The 21,871-nt window shown below is 42.2% G+C and carries 24 protein-coding genes and 1 pseudogene; 19 read left to right on the top strand and 6 right to left on the bottom strand.

Going from position 1 to position 21,871, the window contains the following annotated elements:
- Window positions 1-182: 182 nt before the first annotated feature.
- Window positions 183-1,082, bottom strand: a complete 900-nt coding sequence (locus tag O3627_RS04230) for a YafY family protein (RefSeq protein WP_002898048.1) — start codon at window positions 1,080-1,082, stop codon at window positions 183-185.
- A gap of 78 nt (window positions 1,083-1,160) precedes the next feature.
- Here O3627_RS04230 and O3627_RS04225 point away from each other — a divergent pair, with 78 nt between their 5' ends.
- Window positions 1,161-1,610 (top strand): effector binding domain-containing protein, encoded by a 450-nt coding sequence (locus O3627_RS04225; RefSeq protein ID WP_125381892.1) that lies wholly within the window; start codon window positions 1,161-1,163, stop codon window positions 1,608-1,610.
- Here the strand turns inward: O3627_RS04225 and O3627_RS04220 are convergent.
- Window positions 1,604-2,266: an A24 family peptidase gene (locus O3627_RS04220; RefSeq protein ID WP_011836640.1), complete on the bottom strand. Its 663-nt coding sequence runs from the start codon at window positions 2,264-2,266 to the stop codon at window positions 1,604-1,606. The genes O3627_RS04225 and O3627_RS04220 overlap by 7 nt on opposite strands.
- Before the next feature lie 166 nt (window positions 2,267-2,432).
- On the opposite strand from O3627_RS04220, the gene O3627_RS04215 reads away from it, so the two are divergent.
- From O3627_RS04215 to O3627_RS04200, 4 genes are all read left to right on the top strand, one after another.
- Window positions 2,433-2,948: a DNA starvation/stationary phase protection protein gene (locus O3627_RS04215; RefSeq protein ID WP_002911956.1), complete on the top strand. Its 516-nt coding sequence runs from the start codon at window positions 2,433-2,435 to the stop codon at window positions 2,946-2,948.
- A 92-nt stretch (window positions 2,949-3,040) separates the two neighbouring features.
- A complete protein-coding gene (locus O3627_RS04210) occupies window positions 3,041-3,259 on the top strand; it encodes a YqgQ family protein (protein WP_002898045.1) in 219 nt (72 codons plus the stop codon).
- Between the two features lies 1 nt (window position 3,260).
- Window positions 3,261-3,641: a rhodanese-like domain-containing protein gene (locus O3627_RS04205; protein WP_002900929.1), complete on the top strand. Its 381-nt coding sequence runs from the start codon at window positions 3,261-3,263 to the stop codon at window positions 3,639-3,641.
- Window positions 3,642-3,730: 89 nt separating this feature from the next.
- On the top strand, window positions 3,731-3,970 hold the full coding sequence (locus O3627_RS04200; protein WP_125381890.1) for a DUF4190 domain-containing protein: 240 nt from the start codon (window positions 3,731-3,733) through the stop codon (window positions 3,968-3,970).
- Between the two features lie 32 nt (window positions 3,971-4,002).
- Here O3627_RS04200 and O3627_RS04195 read toward each other — a convergent pair whose 3' ends face one another.
- Window positions 4,003-4,728, bottom strand: coding sequence for a 16S rRNA pseudouridine(516) synthase (locus O3627_RS04195; RefSeq protein WP_125381889.1), 726 nt, complete (start codon window positions 4,726-4,728; stop codon window positions 4,003-4,005).
- Between the two features lie 180 nt (window positions 4,729-4,908).
- Here O3627_RS04195 and typA point away from each other — a divergent pair, with 180 nt between their 5' ends.
- The 13 genes from typA (at window position 4,909) to ileS (ending at window position 19,895) form a co-directional block, all read left to right on the top strand.
- The gene (gene typA, locus O3627_RS04190) at window positions 4,909-6,756 is read left to right on the top strand and encodes a translational GTPase TypA (RefSeq protein WP_125381887.1); all 1,848 of its coding nucleotides are present in this window, start codon (window positions 4,909-4,911) and stop codon (window positions 6,754-6,756) included.
- A gap of 23 nt (window positions 6,757-6,779) precedes the next feature.
- Window positions 6,780-7,049, top strand: a complete 270-nt coding sequence (locus tag O3627_RS04185; protein WP_125401369.1) for a DUF3165 family protein — start codon at window positions 6,780-6,782, stop codon at window positions 7,047-7,049.
- A gap of 219 nt (window positions 7,050-7,268) precedes the next feature.
- Entirely contained in the window at window positions 7,269-8,621 is a 1,353-nt protein-coding gene (gene murD, locus O3627_RS04180) for a UDP-N-acetylmuramoyl-L-alanine--D-glutamate ligase (protein WP_125381883.1), read from the top strand.
- A 1-nt stretch (window position 8,622) separates the two neighbouring features.
- A complete protein-coding gene (locus O3627_RS04175; RefSeq protein ID WP_125381881.1) occupies window positions 8,623-9,693 on the top strand; it encodes a UDP-N-acetylglucosamine--N-acetylmuramyl-(pentapeptide) pyrophosphoryl-undecaprenol N-acetylglucosamine transferase in 1,071 nt (356 codons plus the stop codon).
- Window positions 9,690-10,901 carry a cell division protein FtsQ/DivIB gene (locus O3627_RS04170; RefSeq protein WP_125381879.1) on the top strand — a complete coding sequence of 404 codons (1,212 nt, stop codon included), beginning with the start codon at window positions 9,690-9,692 and terminating at the stop codon, window positions 10,899-10,901. Before O3627_RS04175 ends, O3627_RS04170 begins: the two co-directional genes overlap by 4 nt.
- Before the next feature lie 121 nt (window positions 10,902-11,022).
- Window positions 11,023-12,381, top strand: a complete 1,359-nt coding sequence (ftsA, locus tag O3627_RS04165; protein WP_002904044.1) for a cell division protein FtsA — start codon at window positions 11,023-11,025, stop codon at window positions 12,379-12,381.
- Window positions 12,382-12,397: 16 nt separating this feature from the next.
- Complete coding sequence (ftsZ, locus tag O3627_RS04160; RefSeq protein WP_011836648.1) at window positions 12,398-13,675, top strand: cell division protein FtsZ; 1,278 nt, start codon at window positions 12,398-12,400, stop codon at window positions 13,673-13,675.
- A gap of 8 nt (window positions 13,676-13,683) precedes the next feature.
- Window positions 13,684-14,355 (top strand): YggS family pyridoxal phosphate-dependent enzyme, encoded by a 672-nt coding sequence (locus tag O3627_RS04155; protein WP_125381877.1) that lies wholly within the window; start codon window positions 13,684-13,686, stop codon window positions 14,353-14,355.
- A 9-nt stretch (window positions 14,356-14,364) separates the two neighbouring features.
- Complete coding sequence (locus O3627_RS04150; RefSeq protein WP_125381875.1) at window positions 14,365-14,952, top strand: cell division protein SepF; 588 nt, start codon at window positions 14,365-14,367, stop codon at window positions 14,950-14,952.
- A gap of 5 nt (window positions 14,953-14,957) precedes the next feature.
- Window positions 14,958-15,233 (top strand): YggT family protein, encoded by a 276-nt coding sequence (locus O3627_RS04145; RefSeq protein ID WP_002896162.1) that lies wholly within the window; start codon window positions 14,958-14,960, stop codon window positions 15,231-15,233.
- Window positions 15,230-16,015, top strand: a complete 786-nt coding sequence (locus O3627_RS04140; protein WP_125381873.1) for an RNA-binding protein — start codon at window positions 15,230-15,232, stop codon at window positions 16,013-16,015. Before O3627_RS04145 ends, O3627_RS04140 begins: the two co-directional genes overlap by 4 nt.
- A gap of 9 nt (window positions 16,016-16,024) precedes the next feature.
- Window positions 16,025-16,819, top strand: coding sequence for a DivIVA domain-containing protein (locus O3627_RS04135; RefSeq protein WP_002898030.1), 795 nt, complete (start codon window positions 16,025-16,027; stop codon window positions 16,817-16,819).
- A gap of 283 nt (window positions 16,820-17,102) precedes the next feature.
- On the top strand, window positions 17,103-19,895 hold the full coding sequence (gene ileS, locus O3627_RS04130) for an isoleucine--tRNA ligase (RefSeq protein ID WP_125381872.1): 2,793 nt from the start codon (window positions 17,103-17,105) through the stop codon (window positions 19,893-19,895).
- A gap of 132 nt (window positions 19,896-20,027) precedes the next feature.
- Here ileS and O3627_RS04125 read toward each other — a convergent pair whose 3' ends face one another.
- Entirely contained in the window at window positions 20,028-20,483 is a 456-nt protein-coding gene (locus O3627_RS04125; protein ID WP_125381870.1) for a MarR family winged helix-turn-helix transcriptional regulator, read from the bottom strand.
- A 22-nt stretch (window positions 20,484-20,505) separates the two neighbouring features.
- Here O3627_RS04125 and O3627_RS04120 point away from each other — a divergent pair.
- Window positions 20,506-20,939 (top strand): annotated as a pseudogene (locus O3627_RS04120) (GNAT family N-acetyltransferase).
- 26 nt (window positions 20,940-20,965) lie between these two features.
- Here the strand turns inward: O3627_RS04120 and O3627_RS04115 are convergent.
- Both O3627_RS04115 and O3627_RS04110 read right to left on the bottom strand, forming a co-directional pair.
- Complete coding sequence (locus O3627_RS04115; RefSeq protein ID WP_002898025.1) at window positions 20,966-21,268, bottom strand: DUF1827 family protein; 303 nt, start codon at window positions 21,266-21,268, stop codon at window positions 20,966-20,968.
- A gap of 67 nt (window positions 21,269-21,335) precedes the next feature.
- Complete coding sequence (locus O3627_RS04110) at window positions 21,336-21,785, bottom strand: NUDIX hydrolase (protein WP_002910314.1); 450 nt, start codon at window positions 21,783-21,785, stop codon at window positions 21,336-21,338.
- Window positions 21,786-21,871 lie beyond the last annotated feature (86 nt).

Genomic DNA, 21,871 nt, shown 5'->3' with positions numbered 1-21,871 from the left:
CAAGGTACAAATGCTAGCCTGTCTTTTTTCTTTTTAAAGCAGAAGCAGGCGAGGCCAGAGAAACTAGCGATTTGGATAAGAACTAGAGCCTGACCCATGTTCTTGAATTTCATCACCATAAAAAAGTAACTTTCGTATAATTCATTTTTAAAAAATGTTTGATTTTTGATGGTGATTGAATATTAGTTTGGATATTGCTTATGAATGGTATCTATATAGCTGGTGAAATGTTTCAAGAAATGCTTAGGAGATATAACAGTGATGTATTTTCCAAAAGCAAGCAAGGTATTGTATCCCCAATCATTGTCGTTTAAAGGATAAGTAATCTCGTAAATATCGCTATTAATAGGTTTTATGGCATTATAGCCTAAGAGTTCCACAAATCGATCAAGGACAATTTTCTGGACATGCAGGATGACAGGTACTTTGTTTTCATTCATCCATGTACCACCATCATAGGGAAGTGGTGTAAAATGTCTTTTTGAAAAAGTATCGGAGAGAGTAAGTTCACTAATTCTAGCAACTTTAAAAACAGAAAAACGCGCTTTATCAGTATCGTAGGCATCCATATACCAACTCCGGTCCTTATAGACAATACGGTAAGGCTCACAATTTTTTTGACTCACCAGTCCTTGTGAATTAATATAGGAAAATTTTATTTTTACTCTACCTCTGATCGCTTCCAATAACTTAAAAATCAAAGTTCGTATTTCCAAGTTCCCTTGAGATAGAGACAAATCAATTTCGAAATCAGAGTATGTATTGGTAGCATTTAATTTCAATATAGCATTGAAAGTAGAGGTGTCTTCCAAAACTTGATAGCGACTTTTTAAACCGGATTCGATTGAAAGTCGTTCAGATTGGGTCAGGGGAGGTTTATCAGTTTGGAAGTCTTCCATAAGAAAAATGCCTCCGTTTTTTCCTTTCATTACATAGAGAGGAATGCCTGCAAGAGATAAATCATCAATATCTCTCATAATAGTTCGGGTGCTGACTTTAAAAAGTTCTGATAGTTCTTTAGCTGTTGTTTTTCGTTGATTTACTAAATGAGAAATGATTCCCATTTGACGGTCAATTTTCATGATTTTCTCCTTAAATATGACAGATAGATGTCATATTACTTTTGTTATGATTATACCATAAAGAAAGGAGTTCATATAATGAAACATCAAACCAAACCATCGTTTACCCTGATTGGCAGGAGTATTTTGATAGAAGGAACTACGGTTCATGAACAGCACTATTCTAAAGAGAAGACAGCGTTCTACGCTCAGTTATTTAAAGAAGGAATGCTGGGGAAATTGATGCCCCATTCTCTAGACAAAAAAGGCTATGCTTTGATTGTTCCTCGTAAAGATGGTATTCAATACTACGCAGGAGTTGCGGCAAAGAATGCTGTGGCAGACTACGAAAGCATTCTCGTCCCAGAGAAAGATTATTTAGTAAGTTCAGCCAGTGGGGATAAATCAAGACTCCTGTTTGACCAATTGGAGGATAACTTTTTTGAGGAAGAAAGCAGTTCCCTTTACCAAGATGGAATTATCTTAGAAATACTTTTAAACGGGAATCCTATGGATGCAGAAGTTGAGCTTTGGGTTCCAGTTCAGTAAAAGAGTAGGGATTTATAAGAAATAATCACCACCACACCAAACAAAAGACAGGGTACAAATGCCAGCCTGTCTTTTTTCTTTTTAAAGCAAAAACAGGCGAGACCAGCGAAGCTAGCGATTTGGATAAGAATGAGAATTTCCGTCAGACTGAAAATGGCTGAGCAGGAAGCAAGGAATAGAAAGTCGCCAGCTCCAATACGAAGATTACAAAAGAAGGCCAGAAGTCCTAGGGCTAAAAAGAAGAGCATGAGAAGGTTGATGCTCGCTGTCACTATCAGCAAGAGATGAAAAACCAACCAGACCATCAGGGGATATTGCTGCTCTCTTTGATCGTAGATGGCTAGGGTCAAGCCCATGGTGAGTAGTAGGAGTTGACTGATGGAAATCGTGCCAAGTGAGGATGCCAGAAAAAGACCGCCCAAGATAGATTCAAAAAATAAATAGCGTAAGGGAATCTTGTCTCCGCAGAAGCGGCAACGAAGCCGGTTCATGACTTGGGAAAAAATAGGAATCAAATCACGCGGTGCCAACCTTTTCCCGCAGGCATTGCAATGACTAGCTGGGGTGATGATAGACTGCTCTGGAAAGCGGTCTATGACCAAGCCTAGGAATGAGGCAAAGACAGTGCCAATAATAAATAAGTATAGATGAATCATACTTATTTATTCGTAAATTTAAACAGAAAAATTCTGAAATTTTGCAACTTTTCTAATAAAGTCTTTTTTTGAATCTTTTGTCTTGACTTTCTTATTTAGAAGCATTATAATTAAACCATAATCTAAAAAGATTAGAATCATTATAAATAAAAACGAGGTAGATACAATGACACAAGTAAAAAATGGTGCAGCAACTGACGTAGCAACTTTCAGCAATCAAAAGGCTTTGCCAAAGACTAAGGCTATTCTTAATCAAGTTGTGGCAGATCTTTATACAGCTCATATCGCTCTTCACCAAGTTCACTGGTATATGCGTGGCGCAGGCTTCATGGTTTGGCATCCAAAAATGGATGAATACATGGAAACTTTGGATACAACTTTGGATGAAGTCAGCGAGCGCTTGATTACACTGGGAGGCAAGCCTTATTCTACATTGACAGAATTTATCCAACACAGCAAGATTGAAGAAAAAGCTGGTGAATTCAGCAAGAATGTAGAAGAAAGTCTGGCGCGTGTGATTGAGATTTTCCGCTATCTGACAGGTCTTTACCAAGAAGCTTTGGATGTAACAGACCAAGAAGGGGACGATGTAACCAATGATATCTTTGTCGGTGCCAAGGCTGACCTTGAAAAGACTATCTGGATGCTGACAGCTGAAATTGGTCAAGCACCAGGTTTATAAAAAAATTATCCATGCCAAACAGAAAGGAAACAGGCTTTCCTTTCTGTTTTTTCATCTTGAAAAGCGCTGGAAAATCTGATAAAATATAGCTCATGAAAACCCTGTATGATGTTCAGCAATTTCTTAAAAGTTTCGGAATCATTATCTATATGGGCAAGCGCCTTTACGATATTGAGATGATGAAAATTGAGCTGAAGAGGATTTACGATGCCGGTCTAATGGATAAGCTAGCTTATTTTGAGGCGGAGGCAGTCTTGCGACGAGAACATCGCTTAGAGTTAGAATATTTAGAAAAGAAAAAGGAGACTTGAGATGACAATTTGGATTTTGTGGGCGGTACTTTTAGGAATAATTGGCTGGATGGGCTTTAATTATTTGCGACTTCGTCAGGCAGCAAAAATCGTGGATAACGGGGAATTTGAAGATTTGATTCGCCAAGGTCAGTTGGTTGATCTGCGGGATCCATCAGATTTTCACCGGAAGCATATCTTAGGCGCTCGCAATATTCCATCTCAGCAGCTCAAGGATAGTGTCGGTGCACTTCGCAAGGACAAGGCTGTTCTCCTCTATGAAAATAGTCGTGGTCAGCGCGTAACCAATGCGGCTCTGTATCTGAAAAAACAAGGATTTAAAGAAATCTATATTCTTTCTTATGGGTTGGATTCTTGGAACGGTAAGGTGAAGGCAAGTTAACATAAATCAAAAATTTGTCGCATTATATATACAAAGCCAGTTTCTTATGTTATAATAAATTAATATTAATTTTAAGGAGTTTTTAGAACATGCAAGAAAAGAAAAAATCTTCACTTGTTTTAGGTATCCTATCTATCATCTTTGGTTTTTTCATTCCATTGGTAGGTCTTATTTTGGGTATTATCGGTTTGGTGTTGGCTAATTCACATCAAAAAGAGTCTAAATTAGTCTATAAAACAGAAAAAATTCTGGGTATCGTAGGGATTGTAATTTCCGTAATTGTTTGGATTCTAAATGTCATGGTACTTATGAACGGAGCAGGCTACTAACAAAAAAGCTTTATTTTTAAAGCTTTTTTGTTTTACCGACTTTTCTCTAAATACTCTTTAATGATCTCTAATTCTTCTTGGTTCAAAGCACGGTAATCGCCTTTTGCTAGGTCTGGGTCTAATGTAAAATCTCCGAATTGAATTCGCTTGAGATAGGTGACCTTGACACCAACTGCCAGAAACATCTTTTTAATCTGGTGGAATTTCCCCTCAGAAATCCTGACGCTAGCACGGCTCAGACTGGAGGTGGTAGAGAGGATATAAAGCTGGGCAGGCTGACAGACGGTGTCGTCTAAAAAGCGAATGCCTTCTTGAAAGGTAATTTTATCCTGAGAGGTTAAAGGTCCATTGACTTCTACATAGTAAGTTTTTTCAACGTGGTATTGAGGGTGCAGCAGCTGAAATCCCAGAGGACCATTATCGGTAATCAGAAGAAGCCCTTCGGTATCTCTATCCAGCCGTCCGATAGAGTAAAGATTTTCTTTCTCTATCTCCTTATCCAGCAAATCTAGGACAGTCAATTTTTCAGCGTCACGATTGGCTGTGACTGCGCCAGCGGGTTTATTCAGCATGTAGTAACGGTGGGCAGTGCCGCTGACATGTTTGCCTTGAAAAGTAATCTGCTGCAGGCCGGTATCAACATTTTGGCTGAGTTTGTAGGCGGGCTTATCATCCACTAAAATCTGTTTTTGCAAAAGGCTTTGTTTCATCTTTTTTCGGCTGATATGATTGGCAGCCAGCAGTTGGTCGAGGCGCATCTGTTTTCCTTGTTTTTTTCTAAATCATATCATAAATTTTCAGGATGGGAAATGCAAATCCTCATGCAGCTCCCATATTTTTTAATGAAAACATTTACACTTATCAAAGCCGTGTTTTTTGCCTGCGTCTGTGGTATAATTGTTCAGTTAGAAATAAAATTTAAAAATTCAGAGGAAATCATGACAAAATTAAGAGAAGATATCCGTAACATTGCGATTATCGCCCACGTTGACCATGGGAAAACAACCCTCGTTGACGAATTATTGAAGCAATCTGAAACTCTTGATGCTCGTACAGAGTTGGCAGAGCGTGCTATGGACTCAAACGATATCGAAAAAGAGCGCGGTATTACAATCCTTGCTAAAAATACAGCCGTTGCTTACAACGGAACTCGTATCAACATTATGGATACACCAGGACACGCGGACTTCGGTGGAGAAGTTGAGCGTATCATGAAAATGGTTGACGGTGTTGTTTTGGTGGTAGATGCCTACGAAGGAACCATGCCACAAACTCGTTTCGTATTGAAAAAGGCCCTTGAACAGGATCTTGTCCCAATTGTTGTTGTCAACAAAATCGACAAACCATCAGCTCGTCCAGCAGAAGTAGTAGACGAAGTATTGGAACTCTTCATTGAGCTTGGTGCAGACGATGACCAGCTTGATTTCCCAGTTGTTTATGCTTCAGCTATCAACGGAACTTCTTCACTTTCTGACGATCCTGCTGATCAAGAAAAAACAATGGCACCAATCTTTGATACCATCATAGACCATATCCCAGCTCCAGTGGACAACTCTGATGAACCTTTGCAGTTTCAAGTCTCACTCTTGGACTACAATGACTTCGTTGGTCGTATCGGTATTGGACGTGTCTTCCGAGGGACTGTTAAGGTTGGGGACCAAGTTACCCTTTCTAAACTAGACGGAACAACGAAAAACTTCCGTGTTACAAAACTCTTTGGTTTCTTTGGTTTGGAACGTCGTGAGATCCAAGAAGCCAAAGCAGGTGACTTGATTGCCGTATCCGGTATGGAAGATATCTTTGTTGGTGAAACCATTACACCGACAGATGCCGTTGAACCTCTTCCAATCCTTCACATTGATGAACCAACACTTCAAATGACCTTCTTGGTGAATAACTCACCATTTGCTGGTCGTGAAGGAAAATGGGTAACTTCTCGTAAGGTTGAAGAACGCTTGCAAGCAGAATTGCAGACAGACGTATCCCTTCGTGTTGACCCAACAGATTCACCAGACAAGTGGACAGTTTCAGGTCGTGGAGAATTGCACTTGTCAATCCTAATCGAAACCATGCGCCGTGAAGGATATGAGCTGCAAGTATCTCGTCCAGAAGTTATCGTGAAAGAGATTGACGGTGTCAAATGTGAGCCATTTGAGCGTGTCCAAATTGATACTCCAGAAGAATACCAAGGATCTGTTATCCAAAGCCTTTCTGAACGTAAGGGCGAAATGTTGGATATGATTTCAACTGGTAATGGTCAAACTCGTTTGGTCTTCCTCGTCCCTGCACGTGGCTTGATTGGTTACTCAACTGAGTTCTTATCCATGACTCGTGGTTACGGTATCATGAACCATACCTTCGACCAATACTTGCCATTGATTCCAGGTGAAATTGGTGGACGTCACCGTGGTGCGCTTGTTTCCATCGATGCTGGTAAGGCAACGACCTACTCTATCATGTCTATCGAAGAGCGCGGAACTATTTTTGTTAACCCAGGTACTGAGGTTTACGAAGGAATGATCATCGGTGAAAACTCTCGTGAAAATGACTTGACTGTTAATATCACCAAAGCTAAGCAGATGACCAACGTTCGTTCTGCCACCAAGGATCAGACAGCAGTAATCAAGACACCTCGTATCTTAACCTTGGAAGAATCTTTGGAATTCTTGAACGACGATGAGTACATGGAAGTAACACCAGAATCTATTCGTCTGCGCAAGCAAATTTTGAACAAACAAGAACGCGAAAAAGCCAATAAAAAGAAAAAATCAGCTGCAGCTGAATAAGCAAAAAGGAAAGGAGCAGCAAAATGGTTTATCTTATCATTGGGATTTTAATCCTCTTTTTCTACATTTTTGCTGTTCCATCCAGTATTAAAGGGACTGTTAATGCAGTGACCATGGTGCTACTGATTGTAGCTTTGATTATCTTATTTGGCTTAGGCATTTTTAAAATTTTCCAGTTGCCGGCTGAATATTTTGTAGGTTTCGGCCTATCCGTAGTGACTGTCTTGGCTTTGCGGGACATTAACCGTCTAAAGCCGCCAAAGAAACCAAAAAAGAATTTTGATGAAGAATAATAAATGAGCAAAGGCTTAGAAAGTCGGACAGACTTTTTGAGTTTTTGCTCTTTTTCTTTACAAAAACAATAGGTTTATGTTACAAAATATTTCAAATAGATGAAAACATATCATTTTTTTCAAAACTTGCTTACAGTCGAAAATAAAAGACTCCTATGTCTTTTTTATTTTCACAAAAAAAGGTAAAATAGAATGAAGTATGAATGGAAGAGGTTGCTTATGAAAAATATAGCAAATTTTGCCAATAAGAAGGTCTTGGTCCTAGGATTGGCCAAGTCGGGTGAGTCAGCTGCTCGCCTTTTAGATAAATTAGGAGCTATCGTGACAGTTAACGACGGTAAACCTTTCGAGGAAAATCCTGCTGCCCAATCCTTGCTAGAAGAAGGTATAAAAGTGGTGACAGGAGGCCATCCTTTGGAGTTATTGGACGAAGACTTTGAATTGATGGTGAAAAATCCGGGTATTCCTTATGACAATGCCATGGTCGTTCGAGCTCTTGAAAAGAAGATTCCTGTTATCACTGAAGTAGAGTTGGCTTATCTAATTTCAGAAGCACCGATTATTGGTATTACGGGTTCAAATGGTAAGACGACGACCACAACCATGATTGCGCAAGTCTTGACGGCTGGCGGTCAAAATGGTCTCTTGTCTGGTAATATCGGCTTTCCTGCTAGTCAAGTAGCCCAAACAGCCAGCGGCAAAGATACGCTGGTCATGGAATTGTCTTCCTTCCAATTGATGGGGATTGAGGCTTTTCATCCGCAAATAGCTGTTATTACTAACCTCATGCCGACTCATTTGGATTATCACGGTTCTGTTGAGGACTATGCAGCTGCCAAGTGGAATATCCAGAAAAACATGACAGCTGATAATTATCTGGTTTTGAATTTCAATCAAGATTGGGCAAAGGAAATGGCTAGTCAAACTCAGGCTACTGTTGTCCCTTTTTCAACAACTGAAAAGGTGGATGGTGCCTATTTAGAGGGTGATGTCTTGGCCTTCCGTGGAGAAGCGATTATGCAGGCGGCTGAAATCGGCGTTCCTGGCAGCCACAATGTCGAAAACGCTCTGGCTACGATTGCAGTAGCCAAACTGCGTGGCATTGACAATCAGACGCTCAAAGAAGTCTTGTCAGCTTTTGGGGGTGTTAAGCACCGGCTCCAGTATGTGGGGCAGGTAAATGAGGTTGCCTTTTACAATGACAGTAAGTCAACCAATATCTTGGCAACACAGAAAGCCTTATCTGGTTTTGACAATAGCAAGGTGATTCTGATTGTGGGTGGCTTGGACCGTGGCAATGAATTTGACGAGTTAGTGCCTGACCTCAAAGGACTCAAGAAAATGGTGATCTTAGGACAATCAGCTCCGCGTGTAAAGAGGGCAGCTGATCAGGCTGGTGTTTCTTATCTAGATGCGACTGATGTCTGGGATGCAGCTCATAAGGCCTTTGCGCAAGCGGAGCCAGGAGACATTGTCTTGCTTAGTCCTGCCAATGCCAGCTGGGATATGTATAGTAATTTTGAAGTCCGTGGCGATGAGTTTCTCGCTGCATTTGAAGAATTAAAAGGTTAAGATGAAAAAGATTGTATTTACAGGCGGAGGAACGGTTGGGCATGTAACCCTCAACCTTCTCCTGATTCCGAAATTTATCAAAGAAGGCTGGCAGGTTCATTATATTGGCGATAAGCATGGTATTGAGTACCAGGAAATCCAAAAGTCAGGATTGGATGTGACCTTCCATTCGGTAGCTACGGGCAAGCTTCGCCGCTACTTTTCTTGGCAGAATCTGCTGGATGGCTTTAAGGTCGTCTGGGGCATTTTCCAGTCGCTGGGCATCATGCTCAAGGTACGGCCACAGGCTCTCTTTTCTAAGGGAGGCTTTGTGTCCGTTCCGCCTGTGATTGCAGCTCGCCTGTCTGGGATGCCCGTCTATGTTCATGAATCGGATCTATCCATTGGCTTGGCCAATAAAATCGCCTATAAGTGTGCGACCAAGATGTATGCAACCTTTGAGCAACCTTCCAGTCTAACCAAGATTGAGCATGTCGGAGCTGTGACCAAGGTCGGTAACCAAGAGTCAGTCCCACCGCAGGAACTAGAAGAAATCCGTCAGTATTTTGATAAAGAGCTGCCTACTCTGCTTTTTGTCGGTGGTTCTGCTGGTGCTAAGGTCTTTAATGACTTTGTCAGCCAGAATCAAGCTGCGCTGACCGAGCGTTATAACGTTATCAATCTGACAGGCGATGCAAGTTTGGATGTTCTGTCTGAACGTCTCTTTCGCAGAGCCTATGTGACCGAACTCTACCAGCCTTTGATGGACTTGGCAGATGTAGTGGTGACACGCGGCGGTTCCAATACAATCTTTGAGCTCTTGGCCATGGCTAAGCTGCACATTATCGTTCCTCTGGGACGGGAAGCCAGCCGCGGCGATCAGATTGAAAATGCTGATTATTTTGTGAAAAAGGGATATGCCAAGCAATTGGCAGAGGAACAGCTGGATATGAGCAATTTACAGGCAGCACTTGATGACCTTTTGGCAAACCAGGCTTCTTATCATCAAGCTATGAAAAATTCTCAGGAAATCAAGTCTGTAGATGAATTTTATGCTTTATTGAAAGCGGATATTGACAAGGGAAAGAAATGAGCAAGAAAAACCACGATGAGCCAAAGGAAGAGGTAAATGAGCACCTCTCTGAATGGCAGAAACGAAACAAAGAATATCTTGAAAAGAAGGCTCAGGAAGAGGCCAGCAAACAAAAGAAACTGGAAGAAGAGGAAGCAAAAGAAGCTGAAGCTGAGGACTCAATTGAAAGCGAAGAAATAGCTGAAGAGACGGAAGAAGATGACTCATCCTATGAAGAGGAAGAAACAGAATATTTGGAAGATGACTCATCTGGATCTGAGCTAGAGACTGAATTGAGTGAGAAAGAGCGCAAAAAACTGGAGAAACTTCAGAAAAAGGCAGAAAAAGAAGCTGCTAAGGTGCATATTTCAAGGGTTCATATTTATCGAGCACTGCCGGTTTTGCTGGGCAGCGGCTTGATTTTTATCATGTCAGTTTATTTTTTGACGCCACTGGCGACCATGAAGACAATCGAATTTTCAGGGAATCAAATGGTCAGTCAGGAAGACCTGCTCAAAAGCAGTAAAATTGATGAGAAGGACTATACTTTAACAACCTTTATCAATGGCGGCAATCATATCCGCAATATGAAAGCTTCTAGTCCTTGGATTAACAACCTGGAGATGGCTTATCAGTTTCCGATTACTTTTCAGGTAAAGGTCAAGGAGTACGGAGTTCTGGCCTATCTGCATGAGGGTGGGCAGTACTATCCTATTCTGACAAATGGGCAGGTTATTTCGGACCCGACTGCTGCAGATTCTTTGCCAGAAACCCATATTTCGATAGAGTTTTCAGATAAAAAATTGATTAAAGAATTTGCTCTTCAAATTGAAAAGGTACCGGCTTCGGTCAAGAAAAATATTAAGACAGTTCAGCTGACCCCGAGCAAGGTGACACCGGACTTGGTTACGCTGACAATGCATGATGGCAATAAAATTTTGGTACCAATTTCGCATATTGCTAAGAAACTGCCATATTACAAGGGAATCCAATCGCAGCTGGAAGAGGGTGTACCTAGTGTCGTAGATATGGAAGCAGGGATTTTTAGTTATGTTGAAGGAGTTCAAAACGAGTCGTCTTCTTCTGATGAAGAAAAGCAGAAAGCAGAAGAGGAATCGACGGGACAGCCAACAGAACAAGCGGCTGAGCAGGTGGCAGAAAGTCAGGAACAAGAACCTGCAGAGCCGCAAAATTCGACAGAAAACCCGGGAACTGCTGAAAATCGCTAAATTATATGTAGAAAAACTGCACATTTTCAGTTTCTTTATGTTATAATAAAGCTTGGGTAACTCTAATTTTTAGCGTTATTAGTATAGACCGGAAACATGGAAGATAGAGAGGACTGGTGTAATGGCTAGAGACGGCTTTTTTACTGGATTAGATATAGGAACTAGCTCAATTAAAGTGTTGGTGGCAGAGCACATCAACGATGAAATGAATGTTATTGGAGTCAGCAACGCAAAAAGTGCTGGCGTTAAAGATGGAATTATTGTTGATATTGAGGCTGCTGCTGCTGCCATTAAGACAGCTATTTCTCAAGCAGAAGAAAAAGCAGGCATTTCAATTGGTTTAGTTAATGTCGGACTTCCGGCTAATCTCTTACAGATTGAGCCTACTCAGGGTATGATTCCTGTGACTAGTGATTCTAAGGAAATCACAGATACAGATGTAGAGAATGTTGTTAGATCTGCTCTGACTAAGAGTATGACTCCTGATCGCGAAGTGATTACTTTCATCCCAGAAGAGTTTGTAGTGGATGGTTTCCAAGGGATTCGTGACCCACGCGGTATGATGGGGATTCGCTTAGAAATGCGTGGTCTCCTCTACACTGGACCACGAACTATCCTGCATAACCTTCGTAAGACAGTTGAGCGCGCGGGAGTTCAGCTTGAGAACGTTATTATCTCCCCATTGGCTATGACTAAGTCAATCTTGAACGAAGGGGAACGTGAGTTTGGGGCAACTGTCATTGATATGGGCGGGGGCCAAACTACAGTAGCTTCTGTTCGAGGTCAAGAACTTCAATATACGAATATATACCAAGAAGGCGGCGACTACGTAACCAAGGACATCTCCAAGGTTTTGAAGACTTCGCAAAAGTTGGCTGAAAGTCTCAAGTTTAACTATGGCTCTGCTTATGTTCCTGAAGCTGGGACAGAGTCCTTCCAAGTAGAAGTGATTGGAGAGATTGAGCCGGTTGAAGTAACTGAAAAGTATCTGGCTGAAATTATTTCTGCTCGTATCCAACATATTTTTGAGCAAATCAAACGCGATTTGGATAGAAGGCATCTCCTCGAGTTGCCAGGCGGCATTGTGATTATTGGTGGAGCAGCTATTCTTCCAGGAGTGGTTGAGCTGGCTCAGGAAGTGTTTGGCGTGAATGTCAAGCTTTATGTGCCAAATCAAATCGGCATTCGCAATCCAGCCTTTGCACATGTTATAAGCCTGTCAGAGTATGCTGGAAACTTAACAGATGTGGATATGCTGGCTCAGGTTGCTGTTCATGGTGATGAGCAACTGCGCCATCGACCTGTATCCTTTGAGCGTCCTGCTCAGTCAGTACCACGTTTTGAACCTCAACCAGCTGATGAGATTCCTGAGGAGCCGGTCCAAGAAGTTCCAGTTGCCAGTGCTGATGTGCCAAACCAAGAACCAAAAACCGGTATTACAGATCGGATGCGCAACCTAATTGGCAAAATGTTTGATTAAGGAGAATACAGAGAATATGACATTTTCATTTGACGCTGCTGCCGCACAAGGCGCAGTAATTAAAGTTATTGGTGTCGGTGGAGGTGGCGGTAACGCCATCAACCGAATGATTGATGAAGGTGTTGCTGGTGTTGAATTCATCGCAGCAAATACAGATGTTCAAGCTCTTAGCAGTGCCAAAGCTGAAACAGTTATTCAGCTCGGTCCAAAGCTGACTCGCGGACTTGGTGCCGGAGGTCAGCCTGAAGTAGGCCGTAAGGCTGCTGAAGAAAGTGAAGAAGTCCTGACCGAAGCTCTGCAAGGAGCAGATATGGTCTTCATCACTGCTGGTATGGGTGGTGGATCTGGGACAGGAGCTGCTCCAGTGATTGCTCGTATCGCAAAAAATGTTGGTGCTCTGACTGTTGCTGTAGTTACACGTCCTTTCGGTTTTGAAGGAAGCAAGCGTGGAACCTTTGCAGTAGAAGGAATCAACGAACTTCGCGAGCATGTAGATACACTCTTGATTATCTCAAATAACAACCTGCTTGAAATTGTAGACAAGAAGACTCCGCTCCTTGAAGCACTCAGTGAAGCAGATAATGTTCTTCGCCAAGGTGTCCAAGGGATTACTGACTTGATTACCAGCCCAGGACTGATTAACCTTGACTTTGCCGACGTGAAAACAGTTATGGCAGACAAGGGTAATGCTTTGATGGGAATTGGTGTTGGTAGCGGTGAAGAACGCGTCATCGAAGCTGCTCGCAAAGCTATCTACTCACCTCTTTTGGAAACAACCATTGATGGTGCAGAGGACGTGATTGTCAATGTTACTGGTGGCTTAGATATGACACTGATTGAAGCTGAAGAAGCTTCAGAAATTGTCAACCAAGCAGCAGGTCATGGTGTGAACATCTGGCTCGGTACTGCTATTGATGAGTCCATGAAGGATGAAATCCGCGTGACTGTTGTAGCTACTGGTGTTCGTCAGGACAAGGTTGAAAAGGTCAGCGGCATTCGTCAGACACCACAACCTACTAGTCCAAGCCGTCCGCAGCAAGTTGAGCCAAACCGCGAAGTTCGCTCAGGACAGTTTGAACGAAACTTTGATATGACCGAAACAGTTGATATTCCTGCTCCAAGCCGTCAAAGAACGGATGCACCTAAAGGTTCCGCTTTTGGTGATTGGGATCTTCGCCGCGAAGCGATTGTTCGTCAGGCCGAACCAAGTTCGTCAGCACGTGTGGAGCGCTATGCAGAAACTAATGAAGATGATGATGAGCTGGAAACACCTCCATTCTTCAGAAATCGTTAATCTAAATCATGAATTTGCAGAATAATAAAGAGTTGGTCTTTCAATCCGTCGCTCAAGCGGCGGAGCAAGCCCAGCGTTTGAAAGATTCAGTAAATATCATTGCAGTTACCAAATATGTTGGCTGCGAAACAACTCAGGAGCTTGTTCGTACAGGTATTCAGCATATCGGAGAAAATCGGGTAGATAAATTTCTAGATAAATACCATGCTCTGAAAGATGAGAATCTGACCTGGCACCTGATCGGCAGTTTGCAGAGGAGAAAAGTCAAGGATGTGATTAACTATGTTGATTACTTTCACGCTTTAGATTCTGTAAAATTGGCCAAGGAGATTGACAAACGAGCTGAACATGTGATTAAATGTTTCCTGCAGGTGAATATTTCTAAAGAAGAGAGCAAGCATGGCTTTTTGATTAAAGAACTTGAAGTTGTCCTGCCTGAACTTGAAAAATTAGAAAATGTTCAAATTGTGGGATTGATGACTATGGCTCCGTTTGAAGCTAGTCATGAGGAGCTGAACCAAATTTTTGAAAAGGCTCATCAACTACAAAAAGAATTAAAAAAGAAACAGTTAAATAATATGCCCTTTTCTGAATTAAGCATGGGAATGAGCCGTGATTATCCTGAAGCAATTGCCCATGGCTCGACCTATGTCAGAATTGGTACAGCATTTTTTAAATAGGAAAGAAATATGTCATTAAAAGATAGATTTGATAAATTTATAGATTATTTTACAGAAGATGGAGATGAGACTGAGGTTCAGGAGCAGACTGTCAGCAGACCTGCAGCGCCTGTTAAGCAGAAGCCTGAATTGGTTCAGCCTAAGCCAGTCAGAGAGAGCAAGCCAGCTCCTCGTCCGGTTGCTGTGGCCAAGCCACAGCCTAAACCACAGCCACAACAGAAATCTTCGACAGAGAATATTACCAGACTGCATGCACGTCAGCAGGAATTGGCTCAGCACCGTGCAAATGCGGATGAGAAGATTACGATTGATGTTCGTTATCCGAGGAGATATGAGGAAGCGACTGAAATTGTTGACCTGCTTTTGGCCAATGAAAGCATCCTGATTGACTTCCAGTATATGACTGAGGTACAGGCTCGTCGCTGTTTAGACTACTTAGACGGTGCGCGTTATGTCTTGGCTGGAAATTTAAAAAAAGTTGCAAGCACTATGTATTTGCTGACTCCGATTAATGTAGTGGTAAATGTGGAAGATATCCGCCTGCCAAACGATGTTGAAATCAGCGAATTCGACTTTGATATGAAGCGCAGTAGATAAGAGATATGTTATATTTTGTAATTCGTGCCATCTCTAATCTTTTCGATCTTTATAGCATTGCCTTGATTGTCTATGCACTTCTATCTTGGTTTCCAGGAGCCTATCAAACCAAATTCGGAGAGTTTCTAACACGAATTGTAGAACCGTATTTAAAACTTTTCCGCCGTCTTCCCTTGCAGTTTGCAGGGCTGGACTTTACCGTTTGGGTTGCAATTCTGGCTTTAAACCTTTTAAATCGTGTGGTCTTTTATTTAATAAGCGTCTTACTAATGTTATTATGATGAAAGATTTATATCAACATTTTTCGCATGAGGATCGAGAGTTTATTGATAGGAGTCTGGAGCTGCTTCAGCGGGTTCAAGATACCTATGCCTTTGAAACAACGTCTTTTCTGAATCCCCATCAGGTCTCAATCCTGAAGAATATTGGCAAGCAATATGATGTGCAAGTCTTTGCTAGTTCGGATTATTTTCCAAGTGAACTGGCAAAAGTTCTTGTGGCGCCTTCTTATTACCAACTGAATATGGATGATTTTGAATTGAGCTTGCTGGAAATTTCCTATGCAAGCAAATTTTATAAAATCAGTCATTCGCAGATTATGGGGACCTTGCTCAATCAATTGGGGATTGAAAGACGGACCTTTGGTGATATTCTTGTGGTTGGAGACTGTGCTCAGCTCTTTGTAGATAAGAGACTGGCCCAGTATTTTATAGATCATGTCTCTAAAATTGCAAAGATGCCTGTCAAACTAAAGGAAGTTTCCTTTGCAGAGCTGCTGAAAGAGCAGAAGCAGGCTGTCACCAGAGAAATTTTGGCATCTAGTCTTCGCTTGGACAAGTTGATAGCCAGCACCTTTAAGTTATCAAGGAACCAGGCTGCTCAGCTGATTTCTGGTAAGCATGTGAAAATGAACTATGCTGTTAATGACAACCCCAGCCAGCAGGTCGGACTTGAAGACTTGATTAGTGTTAGACGATTTGGAAGATTTAAGGTTTTAAGAGAAAATGGCCTTTCCAAGAATGGAAAACATAAGTTAACCGTTGAATTATTAGCTAGTAAATGAGGAGGAACTATGACACTTACAGCATTAGAAATTAAAGATAAATCCTTTGGAACCAAGTTTAGAGGCTATGATGTTGAAGAGGTAGATGAATTCCTTGACATCGTTGTCCGTGATTACGAGGACTTGGTTCGCGAAAACCATGAAAAAGAAGCAAAAATTCGCAATCTTGAAGAGCGTCTGACATATTTTGATGAGATGAAAGACTCTCTCAGCCAGTCTGTTTTGATTGCTCAAGATACGGCTGAGCGCGTTAAAGTTGCTGCCAACGAGCGGTCTACGAATATTGTCCGTCAGGCAGAGCAGGATGCGCAGCATTTGTTGGATGGAGCTAAGTACAAGGCTGATGAGATTTTACGTCAGGCAGCTGACAATGCTAAGAAAGTAGCCATTGAAACAGAAGAACTGAAAAATAAAACACGTGTCTTCCACCAACGCTTGAAATCAACCATTGAGAGCCAACTCAGTATTGTAAATTCATCTGAATGGGAAGAAATCCTGCGTCCGACAGCTACTTACCTGCAGACCAGCGATGAGGCCTTCAAGGAAGTTGTATCGGAGGTTCTGGGAGAAGAAGCAGTTGTCCGCGAGGAAGAAGTGGATGTGACACGCCAATTTTCTCCAGAGGAAATGGCTGAGCTGCAAGAGCGCATTGAAGCTGCAAACCGTGAATTAGCTGCGACACAAGCTTTTTCTCCGCTCAGCGATGAAGATATAGAAGCTCACGCAGCTGAGGAAAACTCAGAAGCTGACCATCACGATGATGATACAAATGGGGAACAAAAAGTTCCAGTAAATATTTTATAACTTTTAAAGAAGATAAGATTGTAAAAACACAGACCAAGCAAAATACTTTCAGCGAGCAGATGATGGTGAAAGATCTGCAGTCCATCTTGCTTGGGCTATCATTTTACAGAACTTTCGTCTGAAATCAGTAGGATGAAACGGCAGTCCACGTTACGGACAAAGAGGGGCAAGAGGAGCATCATGCTATTGTCTTGCCTAAACAAAGGTGGTACCGCGAATTTTCGTCCTTTTTGGAGAAGTTTGCGGTTTTTAATTTGTAATTTAAAAAATAAAGAGGAATACAATGAAACTGAAAGAAACACTCAATCTTGGAAAAACTGCTTTTCCTATGCGTGCTGGTCTTCCAAATAAGGAGCCTCTCTGGCAAAAGGAATGGGATCAAGCTAAGCTGTATCAACGCCGTCAGGAACTGAATGAAGGCAAGCCGCACTTTATCCTGCATGATGGCCCTCCTTATGCTAACGGGAATATTCATGTCGGCCATGCTATGAACAAGATTTCCAAAGATATCATTGTTCGCTCGAAGTCTATGGCTGGCTATTATGCACCTTACATTCCAGGTTGGGATACGCATGGTCTTCCGATTGAGCAAGTATTGGCAAAGCAAGGCGTTAAGCGTAAAGAACTGGACTTGGTTGAGTACCTCAACATGTGTCGGGACTATGCCCTGAGCCAAGTCGAAAAGCAAAAAGAAGACTTCAAGCGTTTGGGTGTTTCTGGTGACTGGGATAATCCTTATGTGACTTTGACTCCTGACTATGAAGCGGCTCAAATCCGTGTCTTTGGCGAAATGGCTAAGAAAGGCTACATTTACCGTGGTGCTAAGCCCGTTTACTGGTCTTGGTCTTCTGAGTCAGCTTTGGCTGAAGCAGAAATTGAATACCATGACTTGGTTTCCACCTCTCTCTACTATGCTAACCGCGTTAAAGACGGAAAAGGGGTACTGGACACAGATACTTACATCGTCGTATGGACAACAACTCCGTTTACTATTACAGCTTCTCGTGGTTTGACTGTTGGAGCAGATATTGATTACGTAGTCGTTCAGCCAGCTGGTGAATCTCGTAAGTTTGTGGTTGCTTCAGAATTGTTGAATAGTCTGTCTGAGAAATTTGGATGGGCTGATGTTCAAGTTTTGGCTACCTACCGTGGTCAAGAATTAAATCACATCGTGACAGTTCACCCATGGGATACTGCTGTAGATGAACTTGTTATCCTGGGTGACCACGTTACGACTGACTCTGGTACTGGTATTGTCCATACAGCGCCTGGTTTTGGTGAGGACGACTACCATGTCGGTGTAGCTAATGGCTTGGAAGTATTTGTCACTGTTAATGAGCGCGGTATCATGATGGAAAATGCTGGTCCTGACTTTGCAGGCCAGTTCTATGACAAAGTTGCGCCAACAGTTATTGAAAAGCTTGGGGACTTGCTCCTTGCTCAGGAAGAAATCTCTCATTCCTACCCATTTGACTGGCGTACTAAGAAGCCAATTATCTGGCGGGCAGTACCACAGTGGTTTGCATCTGTTTCTAAATTCCGTCAAGAAATTTTAGATGAAATTGAAAAGGTTAAATTCCATTCTGAATGGGGTAAAGTACGTCTCTATAACATGATTCGTGACCGTGGTGACTGGGTTATCTCTCGTCAGCGGGCTTGGGGTGTGCCGTTGCCAATCTTCTATGCCGAAGACGGAACACCAATCATGACGGCCGAAACCATCGAACACGTAGCTCAACTCTTTGAGGAGCATGGCTCTATCGTCTGGTGGAAGCGTGAAGCCAAGGACCTCTTGCCAGAAGGATTTACTCATCCAGGTTCTCCAAACGGCGAATTTACCAAGGAAACGGACATCATGGACGTTTGGTTTGACTCAGGCTCATCATGGAATGGTGTAGTGGTCAACCGTCCGGAATTGACTTACCCAGCTGATCTTTATCTAGAAGGTTCAGACCAATACCGTGGTTGGTTCAACTCATCCCTCATCACTTCAGTTGCCAACCATGGCGTAGCTCCTTACAAACAAATCTTGTCACAAGGATTTGCCTTAGATGGTAAGGGTGAAAAGATGTCTAAATCACTTGGAAATACCATTGCTCCAAGCGATGTAGAAAAACAATTTGGTGCGGAAATCTTGCGTCTCTGGGTAACCAGTGTTGATTCTAGCAACGACGTTCGCATCTCTATGGATATCTTGAGCCAAGTTTCTGAAACCTACCGTAAGATTCGGAATACCTTGCGTTTCTTGATTGCTAATACCTCTGACTTTAATCCAGTTGAGGATGCTGTAGCTTACGAAGAGCTTCGCTCCGTTGATAAGTACATGACTATCCGCTTCAATCAATTAGTAGAGACTATTCGCAAGGCTTACGCAGACTTTGAGTTTCTGACTATTTACAAAGCGATTGTCAACTTTGTGACCGTTGACTTGTCTGCTTTCTATCTGGACTTTGCCAAAGATGTAGTCTATATCGAAGCAGCAAAATCATTGGAACGTCGTCAGATGCAGACTGTTTTCTATGATATTTTAGTCAAGATTACCAAGCTGTTGACACCAATCCTGCCGCATACAGCAGAAGAAATTTGGTCTTACCTAGAGCACGAAGAGGAAGAATTTGTTCAGTTATCTGAATTGCCAGAAGCTCAGACTTTCCCAAATCAAGAAGAAATCTTGGACACTTGGTCTGCCTTTATGGACTTCCGCAGTCAGGCTCAGAAAGCCTTGGAAGAAGCCCGCAATGAAAAGATTATCGGAAAATCGCTGGAAGCGCACCTGACTGTCTATCCGAATGAAGTCATCAAGACCTTGCTGGAAGCAGTTAACAGCGATGTGGCCCAGCTCCTCATCGTTTCTCAATTAACGATTGCTGAAGGACCTGCTCCAGAAGGCGCTCTACTCTTTGAAGATGTAGCTTTTGTTGTAGAGCATGCGCAGGGGCAAGTCTGTGATCGCTGCCGTCGCATTGACACAACAGTTAAAGAGCGCAGTTATCAAGCTCTTGTCTGTGACCACTGTGCAGAAATTTTAGAAGAAAATTTCGCTCAAGCTGTCTCAGAAGGCTTTGAGAGCAAGTAAGTTTCCAAAATAAAAAATGGCTTTGCCCTTTAGTGGCAAGCCATTTTTTAGATAGATTTGAGGATGTTTTGATTTGTAGGCGGATTAGAAGAAACAAACAGTTGCAAACGCAACTGTTTTCTGTTATACTACTTATAACTTAGGAGTGCTTATTTTAGCCAAAATGTTTTGGAGCTGAAAGAGCTCAGAGGAAGTCAGTTGCTGCAGAGCCTGACTGGCGTAGGTATTTTCAAAACCAATCAGCTGGTCGTAGAGTTTGAGAGCCTGACTGCTAGGATAGAGCTCTTTGAACTTCTTATTTTGAGCTTTGGTCTTTTTGATAATCAAACCTCTATCTTCCAGCTTTCCTAGAGAACGGCTGAGAGTAGTCTTGTCAATCTGCACCAGCTCAGCCAGTTGTGACTGGCTGAGACCTTCATTTTCAACGATGCGAATGAGCAGTAGAAACAAATTATTGTCTAGGCCATAGTTACTGGCTTTCTGATTCATTTTCATCATGGCTTGTCTAGAAATATAGCCCATTTTCCGGAAAAGTTGACGGTAATCCATAGGAACTCCTTTATAGTTGCATTTGCACTTATTATACATTAAAAAGATAGAGGAAACAAGTATGTGGTCTAGGAAAAAATTAACAGAGCTGAACCCGATAGAATTTTATCAAATCATAAAACTGCGCATCGACACCTTTGTGGTGGAGCAGGAGCGCATTTATCCTGAGCTGGATGAGAAGGACCTAGAAGCAGTGCATGTTTACCATGCTAATGAACAGGGGAAATTGATGCTTATGCTCGGGTCTTTAAAGAGGGAGGGCATTTGGTCTTTGGTAGAGTGGTTACAGCCCAGTCTGCACGAGGACAGGGCTTAGGAGGACAGCTTATCAGAGAAATCTTGCAATTATGTGCTGAAAAATGGCCAGGAAAGGAAATTGAAATAGAGGCTCAGGTTCAGGTGGCTGCTCTCTATGAAAAGTATGGCTTCAAATCAGTTGGCCAACCCTTTATTTTTGAATCGACACCTCACATTACCATGATCTATAAACAATAAAAAAACTAAGGCGATGGCCTTAGTTTTTACTGTTTCACAGGAATGGAAATTTCGATTAGATTATTAGCGTAAATCGTGCGGATAGCAGCTCTATCAATAGTATTTGCATCAATTTTTCTCTTCAAGAAAAACTCTCTGATTTTTTCGATTTCCTGTTCGCGTACAGCACGGTGCATGTTTGAAATCAAGATTTCATAGTGAAGAGGAGCTTGTGTAAAAACAACATCGCTGTTTCCAGCAGAATAAACTTCGACTAGTATCGCATCGGTGCTTTCCAATTGGCTTTTGACAAGGTCAGCATGACTGTTTGTTGTATTAATAAGCTTCATACGATTTCCTCCTGCTTTATACCTGCTATTATTATAACATATTTGCTATAAATTGTGAATGATTTCTTTAAGCTTTAAGTGCATTTTTCCAAGCCTGGATACCCCATTTATGGCTGCCGCGTTTGAGTGTTTCAATAGCTTCTTCGACTGGGAACCAGGCCAGCTGATTGAAATCTTCCAACGGTTTTTGGACTTCTTGGAAAGAGGTGACCTCATACAGGTAGGCTGGGTTGTAGAAATGGGTGTCGCGATGGCGGGAGTAAAAATATTCATCAGCTTGTCCAAGATAGCGTCCAAGCTGGGCCGTGAATCCAAGTTCTTCCATCAGCTCGCGTTCAAGCGCAGTCTGATGGTTTTCCCCTTCTTCAATCTCTCCACCGGGCAGAAACCAAGCCCCATTAGGCGCCTGAACCAAAATAATCTTTTCTTTCTTCTCGTCTGGGATAACGGCATAGACTCCGTAACGGGTCACATATTCTACATTTGCTTCCTTTTCACCAAAGGTTGGATTTGTCATTCTAATATCCTCAATCTCTAGTCAGTTTACTATCTATCATAATGGACTAAGGGCCAGCTGTCAAGAATTTACTCGGTTTATTGGAC

Origin of the sequence: Streptococcus sp. 27098_8_82 (assembly GCF_041431615.1) — a bacterium.
GTDB lineage: Bacteria > Bacillota > Bacilli > Lactobacillales > Streptococcaceae > Streptococcus > Streptococcus sanguinis_K.
The sequence above is the reverse complement of the archived record's forward strand: the minus strand, read 5'-3'. Positions and strand labels throughout refer to the sequence as shown.